The sequence below is a fragment of the Arthrobacter sp. MDT2-3 genome, assembly GCF_059090465.1.
Map to the genome: position 1 here is coordinate 234,539 of NZ_JBNHFS010000002.1, position 21,483 is coordinate 256,021.

Annotated in this window: 16 protein-coding genes and 1 pseudogene; 9 read left to right on the top strand and 8 right to left on the bottom strand. The window is 60.9% G+C overall.

What is annotated here, in order from left to right; genetic code table 11:
- The first annotated feature begins 288 nt into the window (after positions 1–288).
- On the top strand, positions 289–2,187 hold the full coding sequence (locus tag AC5RUQ_RS06745; protein ID WP_493946599.1) for a GH25 family lysozyme: 1,899 nt from the start codon (positions 289–291) through the stop codon (positions 2,185–2,187).
- Between the two features lie 343 nt (positions 2,188–2,530).
- On the opposite strand, the gene AC5RUQ_RS06750 is transcribed toward AC5RUQ_RS06745, so the two are convergent.
- The 5 genes and pseudogenes from AC5RUQ_RS06750 to AC5RUQ_RS06770 all read right to left on the bottom strand — a co-directional run.
- Positions 2,531–4,069 (bottom strand): LGFP repeat-containing protein, encoded by a 1,539-nt coding sequence (locus AC5RUQ_RS06750; protein WP_493946600.1) that lies wholly within the window; start codon positions 4,067–4,069, stop codon positions 2,531–2,533.
- A gap of 655 nt (positions 4,070–4,724) precedes the next feature.
- Entirely contained in the window at positions 4,725–6,155 is a 1,431-nt protein-coding gene (locus AC5RUQ_RS06755; protein WP_493946601.1) for a sugar nucleotide-binding protein, read from the bottom strand.
- Positions 6,156–6,158: 3 nt separating this feature from the next.
- Positions 6,159–7,157, bottom strand: a complete 999-nt coding sequence (rfbB, locus tag AC5RUQ_RS06760; RefSeq protein WP_493946602.1) for a dTDP-glucose 4,6-dehydratase — start codon at positions 7,155–7,157, stop codon at positions 6,159–6,161.
- Between the two features lie 71 nt (positions 7,158–7,228).
- Positions 7,229–7,903 carry a D-alanyl-D-alanine carboxypeptidase family protein gene (locus tag AC5RUQ_RS06765; RefSeq protein ID WP_493947177.1) on the bottom strand — a complete coding sequence of 225 codons (675 nt, stop codon included), beginning with the start codon at positions 7,901–7,903 and terminating at the stop codon, positions 7,229–7,231.
- 15 nt (positions 7,904–7,918) lie between these two features.
- Positions 7,919–8,533: pseudogene (locus AC5RUQ_RS06770) on the bottom strand (LGFP repeat-containing protein); the annotation flags it as partial.
- Between the two features lie 227 nt (positions 8,534–8,760).
- Here AC5RUQ_RS06770 and AC5RUQ_RS06775 point away from each other — a divergent pair.
- Genes AC5RUQ_RS06775 through AC5RUQ_RS06800 form a run of 6 tightly spaced genes read left to right on the top strand, consistent with a single transcriptional unit; the run spans position 8,761 to position 14,401 of the window.
- Entirely contained in the window at positions 8,761–10,074 is a 1,314-nt protein-coding gene (locus AC5RUQ_RS06775) for a lipopolysaccharide biosynthesis protein (protein WP_493946603.1), read from the top strand.
- 46 nt (positions 10,075–10,120) lie between these two features.
- Positions 10,121–11,194 carry a glycosyltransferase family 2 protein gene (locus tag AC5RUQ_RS06780; protein ID WP_493946604.1) on the top strand — a complete coding sequence of 358 codons (1,074 nt, stop codon included), beginning with the start codon at positions 10,121–10,123 and terminating at the stop codon, positions 11,192–11,194.
- A gap of 5 nt (positions 11,195–11,199) precedes the next feature.
- Positions 11,200–11,949, top strand: a complete 750-nt coding sequence (locus tag AC5RUQ_RS06785) for a glycosyltransferase family 2 protein (protein WP_493946605.1) — start codon at positions 11,200–11,202, stop codon at positions 11,947–11,949.
- Positions 11,946–12,362, top strand: a complete 417-nt coding sequence (locus tag AC5RUQ_RS06790; RefSeq protein WP_205484205.1) for a DUF2304 domain-containing protein — start codon at positions 11,946–11,948, stop codon at positions 12,360–12,362. The genes AC5RUQ_RS06785 and AC5RUQ_RS06790 overlap by 4 nt, the downstream gene beginning before the upstream one ends.
- A gap of 32 nt (positions 12,363–12,394) precedes the next feature.
- Positions 12,395–13,282: a glycosyltransferase family 2 protein gene (locus tag AC5RUQ_RS06795; protein WP_493946606.1), complete on the top strand. Its 888-nt coding sequence runs from the start codon at positions 12,395–12,397 to the stop codon at positions 13,280–13,282.
- 24 nt (positions 13,283–13,306) lie between these two features.
- The gene (locus tag AC5RUQ_RS06800; protein WP_493946607.1) at positions 13,307–14,401 is read left to right on the top strand and encodes an NAD-dependent epimerase/dehydratase family protein; all 1,095 of its coding nucleotides are present in this window, start codon (positions 13,307–13,309) and stop codon (positions 14,399–14,401) included.
- Positions 14,402–14,511: 110 nt separating this feature from the next.
- Here AC5RUQ_RS06800 and AC5RUQ_RS06805 read toward each other — a convergent pair whose 3' ends face one another.
- Entirely contained in the window at positions 14,512–16,452 is a 1,941-nt protein-coding gene (locus AC5RUQ_RS06805; protein WP_493946608.1) for a hypothetical protein, read from the bottom strand.
- Positions 16,453–16,574: 122 nt separating this feature from the next.
- Positions 16,575–17,738 carry an acyltransferase family protein gene (locus AC5RUQ_RS06810; RefSeq protein WP_493946609.1) on the bottom strand — a complete coding sequence of 388 codons (1,164 nt, stop codon included), beginning with the start codon at positions 17,736–17,738 and terminating at the stop codon, positions 16,575–16,577.
- Between the two features lie 108 nt (positions 17,739–17,846).
- Between AC5RUQ_RS06810 and rfbA the strand changes: the two genes are divergently transcribed.
- Both rfbA and AC5RUQ_RS06820 read left to right on the top strand, forming a co-directional pair.
- The gene (gene rfbA, locus AC5RUQ_RS06815) at positions 17,847–18,710 is read left to right on the top strand and encodes a glucose-1-phosphate thymidylyltransferase RfbA (RefSeq protein ID WP_163162345.1); all 864 of its coding nucleotides are present in this window, start codon (positions 17,847–17,849) and stop codon (positions 18,708–18,710) included.
- Between the two features lie 320 nt (positions 18,711–19,030).
- Complete coding sequence (locus AC5RUQ_RS06820) at positions 19,031–19,360, top strand: hypothetical protein (protein ID WP_493946610.1); 330 nt, start codon at positions 19,031–19,033, stop codon at positions 19,358–19,360.
- A gap of 112 nt (positions 19,361–19,472) precedes the next feature.
- Here the strand turns inward: AC5RUQ_RS06820 and AC5RUQ_RS06825 are convergent, their stop codons facing one another.
- Positions 19,473–21,455 carry a DUF6541 family protein gene (locus AC5RUQ_RS06825; protein WP_493946611.1) on the bottom strand — a complete coding sequence of 661 codons (1,983 nt, stop codon included), beginning with the start codon at positions 21,453–21,455 and terminating at the stop codon, positions 19,473–19,475.
- Positions 21,456–21,483: the final 28 nt, after the last annotated feature.

Below are 21,483 nucleotides of genomic sequence, written 5' to 3' on the forward strand. Positions count from 1 at the left end.
AAGCGTAGGCAGACACCGTAGGGGCAACTGAAAAGTGCGCTCGTGACCCCCCGCTGTTCGAGCAATCGGTAACGTTTCGCATGAAATCCTGCACGTAGCTCCCCAACCATCGCTGGCGTGTAATCACATCAGCAACATCTGAACCACTAGTTACAGATGCAACACCAGTGCTATGGTTGGCGCGTTAATTGTCGATATACCACCTGCTTGGTGCATCCCTGGGGGGAATCATCCAAGCAGCAACCAAATGAGCGCTCGGCGGAGCGCCACATTGTCTCCGGAGCAAAAATGAAGCGGAACCTGTCTCAGTCCCGTCGCCCCGCATTGATGTCGTTGGGGATAGCGCTTCTGGCTGCCAGCCTGGCAGCGGGTCCAGGACTGGCGGGCATTGCGACCGCCGCCGAACCTGCCCCGACGCCTACCGCGGCCGGCACAAGTACTAGCTCCCCGACTGGTTCACCCTCCCCGACCATATCGACGGCGCCCCCAACCCCCGAGCAGATAGCACCAACAGCGACACAATCTGCCCCACCCACAGCAGAGGCTGCGCAGTCAATGGCGGAAGCAGTTGGAGTCGGCGGAGCCGAAATGGGACAGCGGTCCGCCCGCGTCACATCATCGGCTCCCTCCAATTCCGCTGGCCGGCTTAGCGCGGAGTCGTTGTCAACCGAAGGCACCTGGATGCCAACGTTTGGGGTCCAGGGTCTGGACGTCAGTGGACATCAGCCCAGCGTGGACTGGCAGCAGCAGTGGAACATGGGCTCAAGGTTCGCTTATGTAAAGGCCACGGAAGGAAACTACTACACCAACCCGTCCTACGGCTCGCAATACCAGGGCTCCCGCAACGTCGGGATGATCCGCGGTGCGTACCACTTCGCTATTCCCAACTGGTCCTCCGGAGCGGACCAGGCCCGTTACTTTGTGCGCAACGGAGGAGGCTGGTCGGCTGACGGATATACCATGCCGCCCGTCCTTGACTTCGAGTTCAACCCCTACGAAGGCCGGACCATCAACGGTTTCTACTTTGGCAACACGTGCTACAACATGTCGCCGGCCCAGCTCCAATCGTGGGTGAGGGACTTCGGCAACACCATGCAGTCGCTTACGGGTCGGCTGCCTGTTATCTACACCAACACGAGTTGGTGGAATCAATGCCTGGGTAATCCTGCCGGTTTTGGCGACTACCCCCTTTGGGTTGCTGCCTACCCAAGCTCCCCCACCAACAATGCAGGACCGGTTCCCACAGCCAGCTGGAGCACCTACAGCATCTGGCAGTACAGCAGCACGGGTCCTTTCGCGGGTGACTCGAATGTATGGAACGGAGATTACGCGTCACTCCAACGCTTTGCGCGATCCGGCGAAAACATCGAAGCCGCCTTCAGCCAGGAATACCAAGCCTCCAAGTCTTGGATTGGGAATCCTTGGGGGCCGATAGCGTGTGGATTGGTAAACAATGGTTGTTACCAGATCTTCCAAGGCGGATCGATTCAGTGGTCTCCGGCCACTGGCGCCCACGCAATACGGGACGGAGCAATCCGTGGCACTTACCAGCGGTCCGGATCCGAGAACGGGCCTTTGGGCTATCCAGTCGTGGGACCTGAAATATGTGGACTAAAAGGCGGCGGTTGCTACCAGATGTTTCAGGGAGGCGCCATTATCTGGACCGGCACAGGGATCCAGATCAGTCCTTCTGGTCCAATCCGGGACCGCTACGCCGCGATGGGCTTCGAAAACGGGGTCTTAGGTTACCCGACTTCGGGCCAGGTTTGCGGATATACAGCTTCAGGATGCGTGCAGACGTTCCAAGGAGGTGACATCTACTGGTCGCCCTCATCTGGAGCCTACGCCGTCGCTGCAGGTGCAATCCGTGCGAGCTTCCAGCGCCTTGGTTCCGAGAATGGCCAGACCGGCTATCCCGTCAGCAATGAAGCATGTGGCCTGAAGAACGGCGGCTGCTACCAGTTCTTCCAGGGCGGCTCAATGATCTGGTCATCCGCCACTGGAGCCCACTTCAGCCCCTTCGGATCGATCCGGCACGTTTGGGCGAGTCAGAACTTCGAAAACGGCTGGCTCGGGTATCCCTACACTGACGAATACTGCAACTCTTCGCGGGAATGTCGGCAGGACTTCCAGGGAGGGTCACTGATCTGGACTCCGACAACTGGAGTGAGCGTCTACCGTCGCTGACAGTGCCGAGGATGGAAGTCGGGCGGAGGCGTCGCAGAGAAGTGACGTCCGAGTGAGATTCAGAGCATTCTGACAATTGGTTGTTGGTGGCTGCCGCTATGCAAAACCGTTGAATGAGCTCAATCCGCCACATCCTGGCTAGGGTGCATGGTGTCCTTCCATCTCCTGGATGGACGCCTGCAGCCTGAAGCTAGTCTTGACCCAAGACCAGCTGCAGGCGCTGACAGATTGCGTGGGAATGCCCCGCTACCCTTCTGGGTAGCGGGGCATTCCTCGGCTCCTCGCTTACGTGAGCAGTACCTCGGAGCCGCCGAAATGCTACGAGGAAGCCTGGACGCAGGCCTTACTTCGCCAACTCAACAGTGGGATTACCGGGGCGCCAGGTGATGCGGCCGCCTTGGTAATCCTGCGCGTAGCCTCCGCCACCGACTGCGTACTCGTTGGTGGTCGGGTAGCCCAAGCGCCCGCCTTCAGAGCCATGGCCAACCCAGGCGGCCCTGATGCCGCCGGTAACAACGCGGGCACCTGCTGCTGGAGACCAGATAACTTCCCCGCCCTGGAAGTACTGTTTTGCACCGCCCTGAACGAGTCCGCCGACTTCGTCCGAGGTTGGGTATCCAAGTGGGCTCTGCGGGCCGCCGATATTGATCCACGTAGCACCGATTCCGCCCTTGATGAAGCGGGAGCCAGTGGCGGGAGACCAGACAATTTGCCCGAACTGGAAGGCTTGAGTGACGCCTCCGTTGGCCGTGGCGTATTCATCTGTTGTGGGGTATCCGAGCCCACTGAGCGGGCCACCAACCTTGTCCCAGGTGACGCCGATGCCGCCTTTAGTGATTCTGGATCCCGTAACGGGGTTCCAGGAGATTTTGCCAAACTGGAAGTCTTGCATAACACCACCGGCCATCGGTGAGTACTCGTCTGACGTCGGGTAGCCGAGGTCACTGTTCTGGGCACCGATGCTGTTCCAGACCGTGTTGATTCCACCGACGACGGCAAAAGCTTCCGAAGCAGGGAGGTAGGCGATGGTTCCACGTTCAAACTTTTGGTAACCGCCACCAAACCGTTGGGCTGTGATTTCGTCCGCTATCGGATTGCCAACCAGGGAGGCGACAGTGGCGTGTTTGGCCGCGATGGAACCCTGGACAGCAAGGGGCTCTTGGCCGGCATCGATCTTGCCCTGGATCGCGAAACGGTCTGTCCGCAGAGTGCCTATACCGGGCCCTTCCACCTGGAAGAAGTTGTTCCCCGTAGGGCTTCCGACCACCGCATGCTCCACATCAGGGTCACCGACATAGCCCTCGGGTGCTCCCGAGGTCCAGCGCAGGAACGGACCGACGGTGCCGTTTGCTGCCCGCGCAAATCCTTGTTGACCGCATGGGGTATCAAAGCAGCCTTGATCAAGGGTGTAGTTGATGGTTCCGGTGGAGTCCGCGGTCTGGGTGACGGTACCGTATGGGTGCGTGATCGTGTAACTCGAATTCGCGGTTAGGCCGTCGATGCGAATACGGATTCGGCTAAAGGCCACTTGGTCACCGGCCACAACTGCTTCGTTTGCAAAAGCAGCTTCTTGCGCCATCACCAGCAAGGCACTCGTGTTCCCGGACTCAATGGACGCCTCTCCTGCCCACCAGAACGCCTCATCCGGGAAGTTGTCGGGGAAGGACAACGGTTGGTCTGGGTCGGGGCGAAAGTCAGTCGCCAGGCACAGCGGCCCGTCCAGGCACAGCTCGAGTTGCAGCGGACCCAGCCCCGCTGCAACGTTGCCTGCATCGGAATACCAGGCCGGAAAGCCATGGCTCGGGTCAATTGGCCCCGTGTCACTTAGTGCCGCTTCGCCGGGAACTGCCACGGTGGCGACCAGCATTGCCCCCGCCGCCATCCCGACAGTCGTTTTGCCCAGCCATCGCCGAGGAAGCCAGTGCCCATGACCTCCGCGATGGGACCCACTGCTCAATTTGGTCGGATACATCTGAAACCATCTCCTAATACTTGATCGGGAGCGCTTCCACCCGCGGCTTCCCGTGCCGCCAAGTATCCGGTTATGAGCTTGAGGAAACCCTTGGGTTAGTTAGGACCGGAGGTTGTGCTTCGAGCGCAGGGACTTAGTTGATATGGCCGTGCCGGCGCTGACGCGAAGAAAATGTTCAACAGGACAGCCCCGGCCGGCTTTCTTCAGTCAGGAACCCCTCGACCAGGAACAGCCGAATCAGGACCGAATGTGCGCCCTGCCGATGCCAGCCGCTTGCGTTCTCAATCCCTGCCGAATGACAACGATAAGAGGCGACCGGGGACTGAGCGTCAGTCCCGGAACGGACTCGTCTTCAGCCGCAGCCGAGGTCGCCGCCGCCAGCGCCGGCGCCGACCCACTGATCAGGATCCCAGTGGGTCCAGCAGGCCACCTAGAAGCGTGCGTAGGAATTAGCACCTGCACCGTAAGGTTCCTCGCACAGGGCTAGCCAAAACGACTTTCCGGAGCCCACGTGGTGCGTTCGCCGGGGCAGTGATAAGCGCAGAACCGCTGGTCCCTGGGCGAGCTATCGTTCGCCGGGAAGCTCCAGCCCATGAATGTATTCTTCCAAAGCTTTTTGCGCATCCCGCGGTGAGAAGCCCTGCGAAGCTAGTTTGCTGAGATCAAGTGTGCTGTTGAGAGGTCTCGGGGCAGCCGATTTATCTTTGAAATACTCTGCTGTGCTGACTCCAGTTACGGCTTGCCCGCCTACGCCGACCAGCTCATAGACCTCAGCGGCAATGTCAGCCCAAGTCTGCGGCACACCGTGGTTAGTCAAGTTGTAGGTTCCGTAAGCAGCGCCGGTTTCGAGGAGGTGCCTGATTCCCGAAGCTATGTCTACAGTGAAACTCAATCGGCCGGTTTGATCATTGACAACGGATGGTTTGACGCCGCGCAAGGCCAGGTTCGCCATGGTCCGTACGAAGTTGTTACCGTCGCCAATTACCCAACTGGTCCGCACGATGTAATGCCGCGGCACCACGCTGACAATAGCGTCTCCGGCGGCCTTCGTCTGTCCGTAAACACCTAACGGAGTGAAGGGCTCGCTTTCGTCGTGAACACTGCGGCCGCCGTCGAACACATAGTCGGAAGAAATGTGTACCAGCGTAAGGTCATGGGCGACGGCGGTCTTCGCCAGGTATGACACCGCCGCAACGTTGACGGTCCAGGCCGCCGCCCGTCCTTCTGCGGTCTCGGCAGTGTCAACTGCTGTATAGGCTGCAGCGTTAATGATCGTGGAGTAGTTCTTCCAGTTCCGGGACTTGTAAGCGTCCTCGTTGCCCAGGTCAAATTCTGCACGCCCCGTGAACTCCACGGATACGTCACCGTTGTAAAGCTCCCGCAATGCCTTGCCGAGCTGCCCATCGGCGCCTACCACGAGGATCTTCTTCCCGGGCATGGGGACCACATCCGCCAGGCGCGGATGCGCTTTGTCCTTGTCGGACAGTTCGGCCCGTTCCAAGGCGATGGGCCACTGGATGGCCGCCGTCTCATCCGCGAGGTTAAGGAATGTGTACTGACCCTGGGCGTCCGCCGACCAGTGGTCGTTGACCAGGTAGGTGTAGGCCGTATTGTCTTCCAGGGTCTGAAAGGCGTTGCCGACGCCGCGCGGGATGAAAATTGCCTGGCTCGCGTCCATCTCCGTGGTAAATACTGCGCCAAAGGACGGGCCTTCACGGAGGTCAACCCAAGCGCCAAAAATGCGCCCCGTAGCCACCGAGATGAACTTGTCCCACGGCTCGGCGTGGATACCGCGGGTAGTGCCGGCCTTCTCGTTGAAAGAGATGTTGTTCTGGACTGGACGGAAGTCCGGCAACCCGAGGGCTACCATTTTCTCCCGCTGCCAGTTTTCCTTGAACCAGCCACGATTGTCGCCATGGACCGGCAAGTCATACACGACGACGCCGGGGATCGGCGTCTCGTGTGCGGTCAGCTTTTTCGAGAACTCGATCGACATCGTCTACTGGCCCTGTTCCTTGTACTTGGCTTCGGTCTGCGCCTTCTGCGGGCGCCACCAGTCCTCGTTGTCCCGGTACCAAGCGATGGTGTCCTCGATACCGGCATCGAAGTTGGAGAACTGCGGCTCCCAGCCGAGCTCGTCACGGAGCTTGGTGGAGTCGATGGCGTAGCGCAGGTCGTGGCCCGGGCGGTCCACCACATGGTCGTACGCGTCCGGGGCCTGGCCCATGTGCTTCAGGATCAGCTCAACAACATCCTTGTTGTTCTTCTCCCCATCGGCTCCGATCAGGTACGTCTCACCGATCCTGCCCTTGGCAATGATGGCCAGCACGGCCGAGGAGTGGTCGTTGGCGTGGATCCAGTCACGGACGTTCTCTCCCTTGCCGTAGAGCTTGGGCCGGATCCCGTCGATCACGTTGGTGATCTGGCGCGGGATGAACTTCTCCACGTGCTGGTAGGGCCCGTAGTTGTTGGAGCAGTTGCTGATGGTCGCCTGCAGGCCAAAGGAACGGACCCAGGCGCGGACCAGCAGGTCAGAGCCGGCCTTCGTGGAGGAATACGGGCTAGAGGGGTTGTACGGAGTCTGCTCGGTGAACCGCTCCGGGTCATCCAGTTCCAGATCGCCGTAGACCTCGTCCGTGGAAATGTGGTGAAACCGCTTGTCGTGCTTCCGCGCAGCCTCAATCAGCGTGTAGGTACCAATGATGTTGGTGTCCAGGAAGGGGCGCGGATCATGCAGCGAATTGTCATTGTGTGACTCCGCCGCGTAATGGACAACAACGTCGGTCTCCGCCACCAGGCGGTCCACCAACTCCGCATCAGCGATATCGCCGCGGACGAACTCAAAACGGTCTTCCGGCAGTCCCCGCAGCGACTCCAGGTTCCCTGCGTATGTCAGATTGTCCAGCACGGTGACCTGGTCATCCGTATTTTCCAAAACGTAGTGGACAAAATTTGAGCCTATGAACCCGGCACCGCCGGTTACGAGGAGTCGCGACATATTCATAGGTTACCGGCTGGCTGTTGGTCCCTTGTCATCCATCCGGGTGTCCAGGCCCTATCGGCCTTGGCTCAATAACTGGGCGCCGGCGGGTATCCGTAGTACTGCTCGAGGGTGGCGATGCCACGGCGGTGCATGTCCATGGCTATGTCCTTGCCGACGTACCTTAGATGCCATGGTTCATAGGCATACCCTGTCCAGTAGCTCATTCCTGCGGGGTACCGGACGATAAAGCCGAACTCATGGGCACGATTTGCGGCGAATTGCCCGGCGGCCGTTTGGGCAAAACAGTCCTGGAGCCCACAGGCTCCACCAGGGTTCCCGATGTCAACGGCCAGCCCGCTTTGGTGCTCGGAAAATCCGGGCCGGGCCGAGATTGTGTCAGCGCGTTCCTGCCCATACATAGCCACATAGCTGTTGTAGAGCGTCGCCTGGGTGGCGTAGCTCCGGAAGCCGCTGATCACGGTCAACGGCACGCCTGAGGCATTTGCAGCATCGGCAAGCTGCCAGAAGCCCAAAGCTGCCTGATAACGCAAAGGGTGCCCGCCGACATTCACCATGTCGGAAGGCGCATAGTCAATGGGCGAGAGGGGATTGCGCTTATTGATGACCCGCTGGTACTCCCCCGGCTGGTAGTAATTGACGGTAACGCCGGTAGATGGGTGCCACGTCAGGGTGCCGCCCTGGAAATTCTGGGTGCAGCCGGCATTACCGGCGCAGACCTCCTCGGTCAAGGGGTAGCCCAAGCGCCCGTTCTCCCATCCGAGGGTTCCCCAGACGTAATCAATGGAACCTCCGGTGGCATATGCGCCTATGCCCGGCGCCCAATGGACCTGACCTCCCTGGAAGGACTGATAGCAGCCACCTGCCCTAAGACCGCATCGTTCGGCGGCCGCCGGATAGCCCAGCGGACCGGACTCGAAGCCTCCGACCGCCCATCTGTTCCTGATGGCCCCCCAGAGCGTCTGCTGCGCACCACTGGCAGGCGACCAATGGATTTGCCCGCCCTGAAAACTCTGATAGCAGCCCGACCGGACAAGCCCGCAGACTTCATCCGCAACCGCATACCCAAGCCGGCCTTGTTCCCACCCCTGCTGCTGCCAGAGTGCGCCGACCGCACCCCACGTGGCGCGGGCTCCGGTCGCGGGCGTCCAGTGTATTTGGCCGCGTTGATAGTCTTGATAGCAGCCTCCCCCGGCCAGCCCGCATTTTTCTCCGCCGATAGCGGCACCAAGATTGCCAGCCGGTCCCCCGAGCGCCTGATATTTGGTCTGGATCGGGGACGCTGCCCAAGCGGGGGTGCCGACCAAGAGTCCGGCCAGTAGACACAGGACGGTTAGGACCGTTGATAGAGCTGGAACCCGAATGTACTTCATGTTCACCTGACTGCTTGGTGGAAGAGAAAATTTCCATATGGACGCAACGCCGGGCAGGTTTATCACTGGCTCGTGCAGGTGATTCTATATGCCCCGAAGCACTACGGAACCGTGGACGTTTGCAACCTTTTCTCGAGAACGGGCGCTAAGGCCGAAGCAAGAGCCTTACCGTAAGATCGAAAGGCGCCTGGGAAAGCCAGGTATCGCGTCGCCACGGAAAGCCCTCAATGAATTTGCCTTGGAAAAAGCCCACCTCTGCGCAGCCGGAGGAGGAGCCTGACGCTGCCAGTGACCGGACCATCAGCTCCAGAAGTGCGTCGGGCGTGGGCGCTGCCTCCATCGTCTCCGCGGCTGCAGGTTTCATCATCCTGGTGATTGCCGGAAACCACCTCCGCCCCGAGGAATATGCACAGTTCAGCGTGTTTTGGGGCGCACTGTTTGGTATCTTCGGCGTGTTGTCGGGCATCCAAAGCGAGACCACCCGCGCTGTTCGATCGGCGGAAACCCTGGGCGGAGCCCCCGGCGGCGCACAACACCCCTCGGTATTGGCAAACGGCGTTCTGGTGGGGGCAATCCTGGCCGTCCTTGTCCTGGCATCCTCATGGTTGTGGGCGCCGTCCGTGCTCGGCATTAACACCCCCTGGCTTTTGCCCACCCTGGCTGCCGCCGCAATGGCCTATTCCGGCCATTCCGCCCTGGCAGGCGCCTCAGCAGGAACCCAGGATTGGAATCTGTACTCCAGACTAATGAGCGCTGAGGCAATGTTCCGCCTGGCGACCGTAGGCACCGTGGCGCTGCTCGGCGTCGGACTCCTGGGTCTCGAACTCGCCTGCGCACTGGCTGCGGTCCTTTGGCTGGTTTTCCTCCTGGTCTCACCAGCTGCACGCCACGCCGCAGTTGCCCGCGCCGATGTGCCCCGCACGGCGTACATGAAGCAGACCGGCCACGCCATGCTCTCCTCAAGCGCCACGGCTGCCCTCATCGTAGGCTTCCCTGTGATCCTGAGTTTCACCAGCAGCGCCCAGGAACTGACCGCGGCCGGCGGGCTCCTCCTCGCCATCCAACTCACGAGGGCGCCGATCATGGTTCCGCTCCAGGCGTTTCAGGGTGTGGCCATCGCCGCGTTCGTCAACCAGCGCGATCGCGGCGTCCACGCGCTGATCAAACCCGCTGCCCTCTTCCTCGCGGTGGGTGTGGCAGGCGGGATCGCAGCTGCTCTGCTGGGTCCCTGGCTCATGCAACTGCTGTTTCCCGGCAAATACGATGTACCGGCCTGGCTCTTGGCCGCGCTGACATTCGACGCCGCGCTCATGGCTGTCCTGACGCTTACCGGAACAGCAGCCCTGGCGGTGGGCATGCACCGCGGCTATTCCGCAGGCTGGGTCAGTGGCACGGTGGTCAGCGTGCTCTGCCTCCTGCTGCCGCTGCCGCTGCCCATCCGGACGGCTGTGGCCCTTGCGGCAGGACCCGTCGTAGGCGCGGCTATCCACGTTGCTTCGATCGTGCGCCTCGGCAGATCAGCCGCTGCTGCGACCACGTGATCCGACACCACCTTCCCCTGCCGACCTCATCAACGAAGGAAGACCTGTGACGAACAATTCCGACAGTCCGCGGACCACGGTGATTCTGCCCGCATACAACGCCGCCCGCTTCCTGGAACGGGCGGTGCGGAGTGTCATGGCCCAGACGGACCCAGACTTCGAACTGGTCATAGTGGATGACCACTCCACAGACGGAACGCTGGACTTGGCCAGGAGGCTTGAAGAGGAGTTCGGAAATCTGACAGTTATCGCTTTGCCCTCCAATGCGGGAGTGTCGGCCGCGCGGAACGCCGGCCTGGATGCGGCCCGGGGATCCTGGATCAGCTTCATTGACAGCGATGACCAGTACCTGCCCGTATTCCTCGAAACCATGCACGCAGCCACCGCACCCGATGTGGACCTTGTGGTCGGCGGCCGGATCGTGGTGCAGCCCAACGGCACGGAAACGCGCAATGGCTCGCGCGCGCTCGGCGACTTCGACGGCGCAGAAGCCTGCCGGTTGGCCATGTGCGACCAGCTCACTCCGTTCCCATGGGACAAGCTGTATCGGCGGGAACTGTTCAGCCAGGTCCGGTTCGCCGAAGGTGCCGCACGGTTCGAGGACATGGCTGTCAACGTCATTTTGCACTCGCTGTCCCGCAGGGTTCGATCCATCGATACTCCGGTTTACCGGTACTACATCATGGATGCTTCCCTTACCTGGGGCAGGGTTCCCACGGTGGCGGACACCACGGTGGCCATGAACCACCTGAACGAACACCTGGACCAACGGTTCAAGGAGGGCAAGTACGGCGCCGCCTATGACTGCATGCGCTCGCTGGTAATCCTGCTGGTGGCCCAAAGCGCGATTGCCCGCGGCACCGGTTCACCCGCCGCTGCAGCCACGGTGGCCGAGTGCCGCAAAGACCTTGGCTGGCGGATGCTTTCCCGGACCCTCGCTGTGCACAAAATCATCGGCGCCGGCGCCGTGTTGCTCAAGCTGACGCCTTCCCTGTACGCCTTTCTCTACCTCCGCCACATCCGCGCTGCATATGGCGTGGGAAAGCCCCAAACGCCCTCGTCGGAGATGCCTGCAGCCGCGCCACCCGCCACTCCCGCCAGCGGTTCTGGTATAGATTAGTACCTATGTCAATCCCCCCCTACACCCGCGCCCTCGTCATTATGCCGGCGTGGAACGAAGCGGAGTCCGTTGGCAATACAGTCCGCGAAGTGCTGGCGCTGCGTGAGACATATGACGTTCTGGTTGTGAACGACGGTTCCCAGGACAGCACGGCTGCCGTAGCTCGAGAGGCAGGGGCCGTAGTCCTGGACCTCCCCTTCAACCTTGGCGTAGGCGGGGCCATGCGCGCCGGCTTCAAGTACGCAAAGCGGAACGGATACGACGCCGTCATCCAAGTGGACGCGGACGGCCAGCATGATCCCAAGGAAATCTCCCGGGTGCTGGCTGCCTTGGCGGAGGCGGACATTGCCATCGGCGCCCGCTTCGCGGACCGGGGCACCTACAAGGTCACCGGTCCACGGCGCTGGGCCATGGTCCTGCTCGCCAAGGTCATCTCCGGCCTGGCGCATACCCGCCTGACGGACGTCACCTCTGGATTCAAGGCAGCCAACCGGCGTGGCATCGATCAGTTCATCGACCACTACCCGGCTGAGTACTTGGGCGACACCATCGATTCGCTGGTTGTAGCCATCAGGTCCGGCTGCGTGATCACCCAGGTTCCCGTGGAGATGCGGGCGCGCCAAGGCGGAACGCCCAGCCACAATCCGCTGAAATCTGCCATCTACCTAGGCCGGTCGGTGTTTGCCCTGCTCTTCGCCCTGACACGGCGACGCTCGCAGATCCAAACAGCTTCCCCACAACTCGAAAGTGCATGATCTTGCCCGTTCTGGCTGCTTTCATACTTGCCCTCGTCATCGTCGTCCTCGTGGTCGAGATGCTCCGCCGGAAGAAGCTCCGCGAGAAGTATGCGGCGCTCTGGCTGGTGGTCGGCTTAGCCACACTGGTCCTTGCGGCGTTCCCGCAGCTTTTGGCTCAGACAGCCCGGCTTCTCGGCGTCCAGGTCCCTTCCAACCTCCTGTTCTCTATGACCATATTGTTGGCGCTGGGCGTCTGCCTGCACCTCTCGTGGGAAATCTCTGTGGTGGAAGATGAGACCCGTACACTGGCCGAGGAAGCAGCAATCCTGCGAACCCACATCGAACGGCTGGAAGCCAGGCTGGACGCCGAATTGGCTGAGCCTTCCCGGACCCCACCAGCAAACGAGCCCGCTCCCCTTGACCGCGGCTGAAGCCGCACTGCCCCAAACGCATTGGATCCCTTATGCCACTTGATATTTTCATTCCCTACTGGGGCGACCCCGACTACATGAAGCAGACGGTCCGCAGCGTCCTCGAACAGGACTCTGACGACTGGCTCCTAACCGTGGTTGACGACGCTTACCCTGACCACGAGATCCAGCGGTACATGGCCGGGATCGACGACCCCCGCGTCAAATACATCCGCAAGGAACACAACGCTGGAATTACTGAGAACTACAAGACCTGCGTCGCCCTCGCTACCGAGGAGGTCATGGTAATTCTGGGCTGTGACGACATCCTGTTGCCTAACTACGTGCGGGTTATCAACGCCGCCCACCAGCGGTTTCCCGAAGCCGCCATCATCCAACCCGGCGTCCGTGTCATCGACGGGGACGGCACCGTAGTGCGAACCCTGGTGGACATAACCAAGCAGCACCTTGTCCGGCCCCGAACCCAAGGGCCGCGTCTCCTGTCCGGCGAGTCCCTGGCGGTAAACCTGATGCACGGCGACTGGCTCTACTGGCCTTCACTCGCCTTCCGGACTGACAAGATTCGTGCCGTCGAATTCCGCTCCGGCTTCCCCATCATTCAAGACCTCGCCCTGGTGATGGACATGGTCTACCGGGGAGACCAGCTTCTCCTCGAGCCCACAGTGTGTTTTTCATACCGCCGTCACTCGGAAAGTGCCTCGTCCACCAAGTTGGTTGACGGCTCCCGCTTTGCCGGCGAACGCGAGTACTTCGCGGTATCGGCAGAACAGGCCAAACTCAACGGTTGGACCAAGGCCTCACGGGCGGCAAATTTGCGCCTGACGTCCCGCGCCCACGCACTCGCCCTCTTGCCGAAGGCTGTGGGCAGGAGGAACTTCCCGGCCGCGAAGGTCCTCCTTGGCCACACATTCGGTAACTAGATGTCAGCTTCAGAAAGGCCCATCATGACAACAACCAACCCCGAAGCCGAGTCCCAGGGAACGGTCCTGGTTACCGGCGGCGCCGGCTTCATCGGGTGCGCAATCTCAAGCGACCTCGTGGCCAACTTCGGCCGCGTAGTAGTGGTGGACAACCTGCACCCTCAGATCCATGCCTCCGGCGAGCGGCCCGGCGGGCTTCACGAAGGTGCCGAATTGGTGGTTGCTGACATCACCGAGGCACAGACCTGGGACCAGGTCCTCGCAGACGTCGCTCCCGACGTCGTCATCCACCTCGCTGCCGAAACCGGGACGGGGCAGTCGCTGGAGGAATCCACGCGGCATGCGCACGTCAATGTGGTGGGTACCTCGCAGATGCTTGACGGACTGAACCGTCACGGCAAGCTCCCCCGGCGGATTGTCCTGTCCTCCAGCCGCGCGGTCTATGGCGAAGGCCCCTGGGACGATGCTGAGGGCCGCCGGTTTTACCCCGGGCAGCGCACCAGCGCCACTCTGGACAAGGCCCAGTGGGACTTCCCCAACGCCACGCCTGCAGCCATGAAGGCCGCCGAGACCTTCCCCGCTCCGGTCAGCGTCTACGGCGCCACAAAGCTTGCCCAGGAAAACATCCTTCAGGCATGGGCAAAGTCCTACGGTGTTGAGACTGTTATCCTGCGCCTCCAGAATGTCTACGGGCCAGGTCAGTCCCTCATCAATCCCTATACCGGGATTATGAGCTTGTTTTGCCGCATGGCTATGGGCGGCAAATCCATTCCGCTGTACGAGGACGGCGAGGTCCGCCGTGACTTCGTCCTCATCGACGACGTAGCCTCGGCTATTGTGGCTGGCGCACTTTCCCCTACCGTTCAGGGAGAACCGATGGACATTGGCTCCGGGGAGTTTCAAACCATCGGCACCGCCGCCAGGATCATCGCTGCCCGCTACGGCGCACCCGATCCGCACGTCACCGGCCAGTACCGTCAGGGCGATGTGCGGCATGCCTGGGCTGACGTCGAAGCTGCGAAGGCAACGCTCGGCTGGAAGCCTCAGTACAACTTGGAACAGGGCATTGAACGGCTCAGCGCATGGATTGATGCGCAGCCGGACGTTCAGCCCTACTAAGGCTTCGCCGGCAGAACAGCAGGCGACGGCGGTACCGGAAGGTGCCGCCGTCGTTCGCGTTTAACGCCTCTTTCGAAGGAAACCCCGGGCTGACGAAGGGCTGCCCTTGCTCACCCGTCCAGCGTTGCCAGGATGTGATTGAGCGCTGCCTGATTTTCAGGATCTACGATGATCAGGGCTGACGGGTCCGCCTTCATGATTTTGTTGACCACAGGGCGGAGGTTGTCCACGCCCCCGCTGAGCTCGAACATATTTAGCGAAAGCTCCCAGCCTCTTTCGGTGTAGGTTGCGGTGAGGCCGTCATACCACTGCTTCGCCAGGATGGCATCAATGTCGGTGGGCCTTGTGGTGACGTAAACCGCTGGCTGGCCCTGGCGGCCCCTAGTGGCCGCCATCAGCATATCCACGGAACGCGGCACCTCTTCGAGTACCTTCAACTCCTTGGCCATCGCCACAGCCGAGGGGGACGAGGGCGGCAGGCCTTCCTTTGACAGTGGGAAAATGAAGCCGAAGGCCTGCGTTGCTGCAACAGTCGCCAGCACCGAAGCCGCGAGGGGTCCTGTTCCGCTGAGCCGCCTAGAGTCCCGTGGGGAGGCAGCAGACGCTCCGTTTCCCCCCGCTCCATCCACGGCTGCCCGGGACCGGGTACGGACGGTTTCCAGAAGGGCGGCCAGCATCAGTGCGAACGTCACGAGCCCAGCGAGGAACAGGGCAATCCCCAGCTTGTGGGAGTAGTACGTCAGCGTCCCGCCCTTGATCAGCTGGGCGACTGCCATGCAGATCGCTAGTACCACCGCTGCAGCAAGGCCTGTAAAGGACCAACGCAGTCGTTGCAAGGTGCCGCTTGAGCGCTGGGCAGACCCTGAGAATACAAGAACCGCCAAGGCTGAGGTGCCAGTGATGATTACGGCCAACTGGCCCAGGTCCGGTATTGGCACGCCGCCCACACCGTACAGGACGGCATCCGTGGAAACCCCTGCAAGCTGGCCGAGCGCCAGACCAATGCCGGTGACGCCCACCAGCGCAATCCCAACCGCGAAAACGTAACCCCCGCGGGTGGCACGCCACCGCCTCAGGTCCCAAGGCAGCAGTACCATTACTGCCGCACCCAGCACCAGCACCTCAAGGAGTACCCAGTTGTGGGCCACGCCCACCACGCACGCCACGAGGGACAGCAGTATTGGAGAGCGCAGCGGTCGGCCCGTATCGGCTGCCAGCACGATCGCCACAGCTGCGAGCCCTACCGCAAGGAAAAAATTCGGGAAGCCGTGGAGCGAGGCCGAGGATCCGGGTCCGAAGATCCAGCCTGCTGCCACCACCATCAAAGCAGGAAAGCCAATGAGCGGCTGGCGGCGGAAGGCAGGTACCGACGCGAGCGCGGCAAGGACCATCGCTGCCACCAACACGGAGACAAGGGCGCTCCCGTTGGCGTAATTCACCAGTTCCTCCGCGGGCGTCCCCGCTGGCTTGGCAAACTTAAGTTCCGCAAAAATGGCTACCACACCGTGAAAACCCTGCGGGTAATCCTTGAAGGACCAGTCACTGCCATCAGGAGAGGCGCCCAAGAGGGGTACAACCCGACCATAAAGCCGCTGCATGTGGAAAATGTCGAAGTGGGAAGCATTGTCCCAATTCAAGGTGAGCAGGCTCAGAGCCTTCTCGTAGGCACGTACCGAGAGCAGGTTGAAGTGGACCCAGACGGACAGCGCTGCGGCGGTGACAGGCAGGCAGTCGAGCCATGAAAACCGGGGCACCAGCCGGCGTGCGCCCGCCTTGACGCCGCCACCGACCACCACGAAGGCCACAGCGCCCACCGCTCCGGCCAGCACAAGCGTTCCCCGCCCCAACGGGCCCAATCCTGAAGGAACCCACCAAAGCAGAGGAACCAGTCCCAGCAGGAGGCTGAGCGACAGGGCAATGCGCGCAGAAAATGTCCGGGCTGTAGGGAGTGCCAACAGGCAGGCCAACAGCAGGCCGATCGTCCAGCCGCCTGTGAGGAAATCTGTAAGGCGCAGGGCAATCACGACTGCGGCCGCGGCGACAAATGCCACGGATCCCCTTAGCAGGGCGCCCGGTTTGGCTCCGCGCGGAGCCTGGAGGAACCAGCCGTCCCGGCCAGGCACGGCGCGGTGAGTATCGCGACGCTGGGCCCCGCGACGGGTTTGCCCAGCGGTCACGAGGACGTACGTACGGACTCGGCCCTTGTGGCCGCTTGTTCAGTAGGCGCGGCAGCTATCATTCTCTCCACCGGTATGGCTTTGGGCCGGTGATCCTTGCTGCGGACCCTGCGCATCACTGGCCGCTCAATCCAAACCCAGCTCGCGATCGCCGTGGGGATGGTGAGGGCCATGGCAGCCAAGGAAAACAGGACAAGGCCCCACTCGTGGCCCCCGAAGACTGCCAGCAGTTGCTGGAACGCAAAGGCATAGATGTAAACGCCGTAGGAGACGTCATTCTTTGCGATGAGGCTGGGCTGCGGAAGCCAGGTTGAAATCCACAGGGTGCCGTAAGCAATCAGAACCCCGGACGCCTGACCACCCCACAGCGGAAAAGCGGAAACCATAAGCAGCGACACGATGAGGCTGGCGACGGCCGGAGCCCAGTGGATTCCGATCCGGGACTTCCAAACGAAGAGGACAGCACCGCCGAGGAAGAACGGCAGCAGCTTCAACAACAGCACTACATCAAAGTTTCCATTGGTGTAGCGGTTGATGACGTCAATATTTGCCTGCGCTACGACGGAAACGGCAAAAATCAAGGTAAGGAACCAAGGAGACTTCCGGAAAATCGCGAAGCACCCGAGCGCGGCCACTACGAGATAGCACAAAAATTCATAGTAAAGACTCCACAGCGAGCCGTTCCACGCCCCGGCGTAGGGGACATTGAGCGGCGTTCCAGCGATGTCGTAATGGTTCATTTTCAAGGTCAGGTTGGAAATGAGGAAATTCATCGGCGAGGTGGCCGTGCTGAAATAACCCGACAGGCTTCCCCGAGCCACGAAGTAACCGATAGGTGCGAAGAAGGCCACCATTGTCAGCAGACAGACGATAAACGCTGGCATGATCCGGGCCACGCGGTGTACCAGGTAGTCACCTAGTCCGTGGCTGAATCTGCTGCCGGTGATGAGGTAGCCGCTGATCACAAAGAAGCCAGAAACCGCCCATCCGCCCAGCGTCTCCCCGGCGAAGACCGGCTCGTTAGCGGAACCAGTCAGCGGCCAGCTGTGATGAACCAACACGGCTAGGGCCAGGATCAGCCGGATGAGGTTGAGGCTGTTGTTCCGGGGATCGAGTGGCTTGCCCAGTAGGAGTCCTGCAGGGGCTTTTTCTGATGACACGCAGACTCCGGGTTCGGCTCATGGGGAATGACACTGACACGCAATTCTACCGTGCCGCGCTTAGCCCCCCGGTTTGCCCCGCGCCAAAGCTAAGGCAATGATGGACTAATGCGCGGAATCATCCTTGCCGGAGGCACCGGATCCAGGCTCCATCCCATCACTCTTGGCATCAGCAAGCAACTGGTCCCGGTGTACGACAAGCCGATGATTTACTACCCCCTGTCCACGTTGATTCTTGCGGGCATCCGGGACATTCTCATCATTACCACGCCCCAGGACTCGGACCAGTTTCAGCGCCTTCTGGGAGACGGTTCGCAGTTCGGCGTGAACCTCTCCTACGTCCAGCAGCCCAGCCCGGATGGCCTGGCACAGGCGTTTATCCTTGGGGCCGATCACATAGGCGACGACACCGTTGCTCTGGTTCTGGGAGACAACATCTTCTACGGCCAAGGCATGGGCACCCAACTGCGCCGGCACGCGAACATCAAGGGGGGCGCCGTCTTCGGCTACTGGGTCAAAGATCCGTCAGCCTACGGCGTGGTGGAATTCGACGGGGAAGGCAAGGCACTGTCCCTTGAGGAGAAACCAACCACCCCCCGTAGCCACTATGCCGTCCCCGGCCTCTATTTCTACGACAACGACGTCATCGACATCGCAAAGGGCCTCAAGCCCTCGGCACGCGGCGAGTTGGAAATCACCGACGTCAACAAGGTGTATCTGGAGCGCGGCGATCTGCAAGTAGAAATTCTGCCTCGTGGAACCGCTTGGCTGGATACCGGGACCTTTAATGACCTCAGCGACGCATCGAACTTCATTCGGACAGTGGAAAACCGTCAGGGCCAGAAGATTGGCGCTCCGGAGGAAATAGCCTGGCGTTTGGGCTTCCTCACCGACGACGACCTGCGCCGCCGCGCGGAGCCGCTGGTGAAGAGCGGTTACGGCGCCTACCTTCTGGAACTCCTGGAGGAGTGACGCTTCGTCCTCCCCTAAACGGCGCTGCCGGCAGGGGTGGGACCGCACGAGCCGTGACCGGCCGGGCAACCTTGGTAACTGCGGTAACGAAGATTGCCGCCGGCACTATCAGCAGATCAGATTCACTATCGCGAAGGCTGCACTAGCCAAGGAGCATCATGCGAACGCCACTCAAAGTAATACTCTCCATAGTTGCTGCCGGTACGGTCCTCAGCTCATGCAGTATTGCCGATGCGCCCCCCAAGAATTCGCCCACACCCACGCTTCAACCGACCCAGACCACCAGCCCTACGTACCCTCCGTCAGCCGGGGAACCGAACGTGCGGCTGACGGTGACCACCCTGAGCGGAAATGCCGGGCAACAGTCGACACACCGTCTTGTTTGCGTTGGAACTTCCGCCGTAGAAGGAACAGATCTTCCGGACGGGGACGAGGCCTGCAAGGTTTTGGCCCGGCAACCGAAACTCTTGGAGTACGAGCCCGCCGAAACCAGTGAAGATTGCGAAGGTGTTGGCCAGCCGAACATTGCGGACGTTTTCGGCGAGATCAATGGCACGTCAGTCAGGACAAGCTTCCGCCGCGACAACGAATGCAACGTTAAGACTTGGAAGAAGCTGGAATCACTGCTCGGAACGGTTCAGGAGAAGTAGGCCGCCCGGTCCTGAAAATCAACTGGATATTTTTCGGCCGTGCGCCAGCCCTATTTGCAGGTAGGCGAGATGTACGTCTCACTGCCGGTCCAGCATGCCGGCGCCATTATCCCTACCAGCACGCAACCACTTTGAACAGCCGAGCGTCTGATCCTTCCGAATCGACGAGCTCCAAGCTTGCATTCTCCTCAAGATCCATCACACCGCCATAACCGGCAAGGGTTCCCGTGACGGTCCTGGTGCCGAAGTCCAAAACATATCGGACGTTAAGGCGTCGAACAGACTCACAGACCGCCGGGAACTCAGCAGCGTCCTTCAGGCCGGCATTTACAACATCGATATCAGACCCGTGAGTTGTCAGGATGTGGGGCTGTATGACAGTGCGGCCGGCCAACGCGTAGGCCAGAGCCGTCCCGCTGCTTGGCAGACCCGCGATATTGGCACCTGGCTCAGTTGTTTCAGGAAGGCGCTCCAACAGTCTCCTTTCCTCCGGGGACAGCAGCGCAGAATTGGCGTCGCTGCGGTACTGCCAGTGTGCTTGGTAAGCGGCGAAATTAACCGGCATCAGTTGAGGTGCTATGGGCACAAGGGCAACGGCGTAGACCGCCGAAACCAGGACTGCTTGCCGTGTGGGACCTGGTTTACCCGGAAGCCTGGTCTTCCCAAGGACGGACCCGTCAGCCGCCCTGATCTTTTCCCTCACAAGATCTATAAGGAACAGGGCGCCAATCACCGCTGGTCCTAAAACGACAACCGGCAGCAATGCCGCCAAGCGGTAGCTGTCGAAGTACCAGACACCGGTAATAAACTGCCGAATCGGCGCGTTGTATCCTGCGGCAAAGAAAAACAGGGCCGCTCCGATGAGATAGGTTCCGATTAGCCAGCGTCGGGACTTCGTGGTCCAAAGATGGATTATGCCCGCAAGAAGGCAAAGACTCAATATTTCTTGGGACGGACGCCCCAAGGGAGCGTTAAACAGGAGTTCGCCTATTGCCTGGGGAGGAGTCTCGACAACCCTCCAGTTCGCTGCATCCGACGGTGGCCGGAGGAAGTACCAAACGACTGTCAGCAGAGCCAGTCCACCGAGCAGCGCAGCGGTCAGAAGCCACGCCTGGCGGCTGGAGTCCTTCGTTCGCGGCGGCCAAAGAAGCCGGATCCGGAAGTAGTAGACCGCCAATGCACCTGGAAGAGCGAACGCCAAAAACGCCATCAGCGTACTAGGGTGCGCGAGTGCGACTCCCGCGACGGCAACACTTAGGCTCAACCAGGCGATCAGCGCTGGCGGACGGTCGTGGTAACCCAGCCCAAGCGCAGTAAAGGCAAGCCCCAGCGCAGCAGGCAGGACAGAGATCGAAAGCAGGTTTGGATACAGCACGCCCCAATCGATCATCAGTATCGGAAATGTCGCAAAACCGGCGGAGAAAACGAATGTTGCGATCGCCGTCGCCTTGCGATACCCGGCGACGGCGAAGGTGAGGAAGAGAGCGCTAAGCGGCCAGGCTACTGCACCGATGGCAATGCTCGTGGAATTCACGAGGACAGGTATCGTAGCACCCGTGAGCTCCCCGACGATTGCCACAATTGCGTGCCAGCCCGCGGGGTAGGCACTGATCCCGGTAAAGGCTCCCAGGTTCAGAGGCGACGAATTTCTTGACTCCATGGCCCAACGGACTGCATTCAAATGGAAAACATTGTCGTAGGTCTGCGAGATGGAGTCGGGGTGGATCATTGCAGTTGCCATTTGCAGACCCACGACCAAAGCCGTGACGACGCTTCCGACTCCCACTACCAAGGATAAATGGACCGTACTTGGACGCCGTGCTGGACGGGTCCACCCGGAGCCCCAAGTCCTGGAGACAAAGAACGCCACAGCGGAGACAATCGCGCAACCAACGAGTACCGGCACTGGCGCCCACGGGATTCCGGCAAACGGAAATATCAGAGCGAGGAAACCAAGGGTTCCCACGCTGAAGGCTGGTGCAATCAGCACAGCAGGAATTCCGCGCATGCGTACAGCCAACGAAGTGGCCAAGCCAGGCAGCAGTAGCAGCAGCACTGCTGTGAGGATTATTGGCAAGGATTGCCACCAGGACACGGAACACCACTCTCGGGAGGTTTGGGAC

Excerpts from the sequence above, each read along its gene's own strand:
- AC5RUQ_RS06755 (WP_493946601.1), bottom strand. The coding sequence starts at position 6,155 with ATGTCGATCGAGTTCTCGAAAAAGCTGACCGCACACGAGACGCCGATC.
- AC5RUQ_RS06800 (WP_493946607.1), top strand. The coding sequence starts at position 13,307 with ATGACAACAACCAACCCCGAAGCCGAGTCCCAGGGAACGGTCCTGGTT.
- AC5RUQ_RS06785 (WP_493946605.1), top strand. The coding sequence starts at position 11,200 with ATGTCAATCCCCCCCTACACCCGCGCCCTCGTCATTATGCCGGCGTGG.
- rfbA (WP_163162345.1), top strand. The coding sequence starts at position 17,847 with ATGCGCGGAATCATCCTTGCCGGAGGCACCGGATCCAGGCTCCATCCC.
- AC5RUQ_RS06775 (WP_493946603.1), top strand. The coding sequence starts at position 8,761 with ATGAATTTGCCTTGGAAAAAGCCCACCTCTGCGCAGCCGGAGGAGGAG.
- rfbB (WP_493946602.1), bottom strand. The coding sequence starts at position 7,157 with ATGTCGCGACTCCTCGTAACCGGCGGTGCCGGGTTCATAGGCTCAAAT.
- AC5RUQ_RS06795 (WP_493946606.1), top strand. The coding sequence starts at position 12,395 with ATGCCACTTGATATTTTCATTCCCTACTGGGGCGACCCCGACTACATG.
- AC5RUQ_RS06750 (WP_493946600.1), bottom strand. The coding sequence starts at position 4,069 with ATGGCGGCGGGGGCAATGCTGGTCGCCACCGTGGCAGTTCCCGGCGAA.
- AC5RUQ_RS06745 (WP_493946599.1), top strand. The coding sequence starts at position 289 with ATGAAGCGGAACCTGTCTCAGTCCCGTCGCCCCGCATTGATGTCGTTG.
- AC5RUQ_RS06790 (WP_205484205.1), top strand. The coding sequence starts at position 11,946 with ATGATCTTGCCCGTTCTGGCTGCTTTCATACTTGCCCTCGTCATCGTC.